Here is a 4498-nt window from a genome sequence, read left to right on the forward strand (position 1 = left end):
TAGAAAACCTGCATCTCGGTGCCGGGGCAGCTCGATTCGCAATTCTTCTGGTCACGTTCGAAATCGCCTGCCGAGGCTGAGTTCGACATCGGGAAGAAGTAGCCGTCGCAGGTGCGCACACAGGAAGTGTGGAACTCACCGCCGACGCTCGGAAAATCGGGTATGCCGGGCTGGTTGAGCACACGGCGGACATTGCGCTCCTCGCCGGGATCGTCGGGCTGGTTGGGCTCATCAAGCATATCGAGCTGCTGGCTGTTGCCGCCAAAAAGCTGATCGAACAGGTTTGCGCTGCCGCCCTCGCGGTTGGCTTCCTGCAAAGGCGCCCGCTGAGGCGCAACGGCGTCGTCGCGGCAGCCATTGGCGTCAAGCGCCGCCAGGATGCGTCCGCGGTCGCGGCGCGAGCCGCCGCCGGCCAGCCGCTCGCGCTTGTTCTGCAAGGCGTCGAGATTGGCATTCATGCGATCGATGGTGGCGTTTAGCCCGGCGCATTGATTGAGGTTGCGGCCAAACAGCGAAAAGCCGCATCCGGCCCGGCTCGCCTGGCCGCGGGCTTTCGAAATCTGCTCATGCTGCCTGGCAATTGCGGAATCGTATTTCCGGATCAGCGCCGGACCGCCACCACCGCCGCGCGAGGACGCGGCAAGATCGGCTTCCAGCTGGCGGCAGACCCGCGAAGCAGCCTGTGGCTCGGCTACCCCCCAGGTTGCGGACAACAGGAGGCCAAGCAGCATGGCAGCATGCGCCTGCTTCCACCCTCCGCTTGCCATCCGCCCAAACTCCGCCTGCCAAATCCGACTGTTAGCCCGCAATGCTACCGTGTTCGCGGTTAACTGCAGTTTACCGCGAAATCCGTGTTCAGCCCAGATTGACGACCGCCTGTGCCTTGTGGGCGGCTTCCACGACGGCAAGCGCCGTCATGTTGACGACGCCGCGCGAGGTGACCGACGGCGTCAATATATGCGCCGGCATGTCCGTGCCGAGCAGGATCGGCCCGACGTGCAGCGCATCCATCATGGTCCTGAGCGCCGTCAGCGTGATGTTGGCCGAATCGAGGTTGGGGAACACCAGCAGATTGGCTTCGCCCTTCAGCCGTGAATGCGGATAGACGCGCTGGCGCAGATGCTCCGACAGAGCGGAATCGGCGTGCATCTCGCCATCGCATTCCAGCTCTGGGGCAATGCGCGCCAGGATCGCCGCCGCTTGCCGCATCTTCAGGGCACTGGGCGAATCGCGCGAGCCGAAATCCGAATGCGAGAGCAGCGCTGCCTTCGGCTCGATGCCGAAGCGCTGGATTTCTTCCGCCGCCAGCACCGTCATCTCAGCGATTTCTTCCGCCGTCGGGTCGACGGAGACATGCGTGTCGGTCAGGAAGATGATGCCGCGCTGCGAGATCAGCATCGAGAGCGTCGACAGGTCGCGATCCTTGACGCCGGTGCGCGGGCCGATGATCAAGGTGACGTTGCGCAGGTGCCGCTCGAAGCGCCCTTCAAGGCCGCAGACCATGGCGTCGGCATCGCCGCGTTTCAGCGCAAGTGCTGCGATCACCGTGTTGTCGGTGCGGACCATGGTGCGCGCGGCTTCCGTCGTGACGCCACGCCGGCCGGCGAGTTCGATCAAAAGGTCGACATAGTGGCGGTAGCGCGGATCGTCTTCCGGGTTGATCAGGCCGAAATCGACACCGGGCTTGATGCGCAAGCCGTAGCGTTTCAGGCGCACTTCGATGACGTGCGGCCGGCCGATCAGGATCGGCTCGGCGATGCCTTCTTCGAGCACCACCTGGGCGGCGCGCAGCACGCGCTCATCCTCGCCGTCGGCATAGATGACGCGCTTGGCGCTCGATGCCTTGGCGGACGAGAACACCGGCTTCATCACCAGGCCGGAGCGGAAGACGAAGCGGTTCAGCTTGTCGATATAGGCGGCGAAGTCGGTGATCGGCCTTGTCGCGACACCGGTGTCGCAGGCGGCCTTGGCGACCGCGGGCGCTATGCGCAGGATCAGGCGTGGATCGAAGGGCGAAGGGATCAGGAATTCAGGGCCGAAGATCGGCGTCTCGCCGGAATAGGCGCGGGCCGCGACATCTGAAGGTTCCTCGCGTGCCAGCGCTGCGATTGCCCGCACCGCCGCCATCTTCATCTCCTCATTGATGGCGCTGGCGCCGCAGTCCAGCGCGCCGCGAAAGATGTAAGGAAAGCACAGTACGTTGTTGACCTGATTGGGAAAATCGGACCTGCCTGTGCAGATCATCGCATCGGGACGCGCCGCACGCGCCGTTTCCGGCATGATCTCCGGATTGGGGTTGGCCAGCGCCAGGATCAGCGGTTTTGGCGCCATGTGCTCAAGCAGTTCCGGCTTCAGCACGCCTGCCGCCGACAAGCCGAGGAAGACGTCGGCACCCGATATGACGTCGGCCAGCGTGCGCGCCTCGGTGTCCTTCACATAAGGGTCTTTCCAGCGGTCCATCTCGTCGGTGCGCCCCTTGTAGGCAACGCCGAAACGGTCGGTGACCCAGATGTTTTCGACCTTGGCGCCGAGCGAGACCAGCAGGTTGAGACAGGCAAGGGCGGCAGCCCCGGCGCCGGAGGTGACGATCTTGATTTCCGATATGGTCTTGCCGGCAAATTCCAGCCCGTTGAGCACGGCGGCAGCGACGATGATGGCGGTGCCATGCTGGTCGTCGTGGAACACCGGTATCTTCATGCGCGCCTTCAACTGTTCCTCGACCTCGAAGCATTCTGGCGCCTTGATGTCCTCGAGATTGATGCCGCCGAAAGTCGGCTCGAGCGCCGAGATCGTCTCGACCATGCGCTCGATACCGGGCGCGTCGATCTCTATGTCGAAGACATCGATGCCGGCGAACTTCTTGAACAGGACGGCCTTGCCTTCCATCACCGGCTTGGAGGCCAGCGGGCCGATATTGCCGAGGCCGAGCACCGCCGACCCGTTGGTGACGACACCGACCAGATTGGCGCGCGCGGTGTAGTCGGCGGCGGTCGCCGGATCGTCGCGGATTTCCAGGCAAGGGGCGGCGACGCCAGGCGAATAGGCGAGCGCGAGGTCGCGCTGATTGCCGAGCGGCTTGGTCGCCTGTATCTCGAGTTTTCCCGGCCTTGGGTGCTTGTGGAAGTAGAGGGCGGCTTCGTCGAGGTCCGAACGTGCCGTCTTTTTGCTCTCGCCTTCCATGCGGCCGCTCCCTCGAAATCTGGCTGGAGATTCCCTTTTAGCATGCAGCCGTGGTTTTTCGCGACGCTAATTGACGCGCAGGCAGCTTTACCGACCAGTGCGTAGAAAGCCTTTAACGATCAAATGCTTATGCCGATTTTCTGATGGATAGTTCCTGCAGTTTCACGGACAAGTTGATCAAAAGGCGCTGACGTAGAGACCACCATCGACCGGTATGTTCTGCCCGGTCAGATAGCCCGCATGGACCGAGCACAGGAAGGCGCAGATCTGGCCGAATTCTTCCGGCGTGCCGAGCCGCTTGGCCGGAACATCAGCGCTGATGCGGGTCTTGCGTGCGGCGGCTGCGGCAGGATCCTCGATGGTGCCGGCCTCGTGCGGGCCGCGCAGCCGATCGGTGTCGAGCTTGCCCGGCAAAAGACTGTTGATGGTCACGTTGCGGTCGATCACCGTTCTGGCCACGCCGGCAAGGAACGAGGTCAGGCCGGCACGCGCGCCGGACGACAGGTCGAGGCCGGGAATGGGCACATAGACCGACAGCGAGGTGATGTTGACGATGCGGCCGAAGCCGCGTGCCGCCATGCCGTCCAGCACGGCCTGCACGAGCTCGATCGGCGTCACCATGTTCTGGGTGACGCCTTCGAGGATCTTTTCGCGATCGAGCGTGCGGAAATCGCGAAGCGGCGGGCCGCCATTGTTGTTGACCAGGATGTCCGGCTCGGGGCAAGCCGCGAGCAGCGCCTTCTGCACCTCCGGCTTCGAAACGTCGCCGACGACTTCCGTCACCGTGACGCCATATCGCTCGCGCAACTCCGCGGCGGTTTTCGCCACCAGTTCGGCGTTGCGCCCGTTGACCACGACATCGCAGCCGGCCTCGGCCAGCGCCATGGCGCAACCGCGCCCAAGTCCCTTGCTCGAAGCGCAGACGATGGCCTTCTTTCCGCGGATACCGAGATCCATGACGATTTCTCCTGTGATTTGGCCGGCAAGCTAGTCCTTCGGCTGGACCAATCGCAACCGTCATACGGTTGTTGCATGAATCGGGGCATAGGCTCGCGAAAGCAACGGTGAAATCGCGATGTCCGGCCAAGAGCCCCGCACTTTCCGCAGCATGTTCATTTCCGATGTCCATCTGGGCTCGAAGGCGGCCAAGGCCGAGTTCCTGATCGATTTCCTTCGATATCACGATGCCGATATCATCTATCTGGTGGGCGACATCGTCGACGGCTGGCGGCTGCGGCGGAGCTGGCACTGGCCGCAAAGCCACAATGACGTCGTGCAGAAACTGCTGCGCAAGGCGCGCAAGGGCGCCAACATCACC

General features: G+C 63.4%; 4 protein-coding genes. 1 reads left to right on the top strand and 3 read right to left on the bottom strand.

Going from position 1 to position 4498, the window contains the following annotated elements; translation table 11 throughout:
- The 3 genes from EOD15_RS29230 to EOD15_RS29240 form a co-directional block, all read right to left on the bottom strand.
- The coding region (locus EOD15_RS29230) for a DUF2865 domain-containing protein (RefSeq protein WP_127409075.1) at nt 1-767 on the bottom strand (767 nt) is incomplete at its 3' end.
- Nucleotides 768-855: 88 nt separating this feature from the next.
- Complete coding sequence (locus EOD15_RS29235; RefSeq protein WP_127409076.1) at nt 856-3180, bottom strand: NADP-dependent malic enzyme; 2325 nt, start codon at nt 3178-3180, stop codon at nt 856-858.
- 177 nt (nt 3181-3357) lie between these two features.
- The gene (locus EOD15_RS29240) at nt 3358-4137 is read right to left on the bottom strand and encodes an SDR family oxidoreductase (RefSeq protein ID WP_127271508.1); all 780 of its coding nucleotides are present in this window, start codon (nt 4135-4137) and stop codon (nt 3358-3360) included.
- Between the two features lie 118 nt (nt 4138-4255).
- Here EOD15_RS29240 and EOD15_RS29245 point away from each other — a divergent pair.
- On the top strand, nt 4256-4498 hold a 243-nt coding region (locus EOD15_RS29245), incomplete at its 3' end, for a metallophosphoesterase (RefSeq protein WP_245463799.1).

It is taken from the genome of Mesorhizobium sp. M7A.T.Ca.US.000.02.2.1 (assembly GCF_003996995.1).
Classification (GTDB): Bacteria; Pseudomonadota; Alphaproteobacteria; order Rhizobiales; family Rhizobiaceae; genus Mesorhizobium.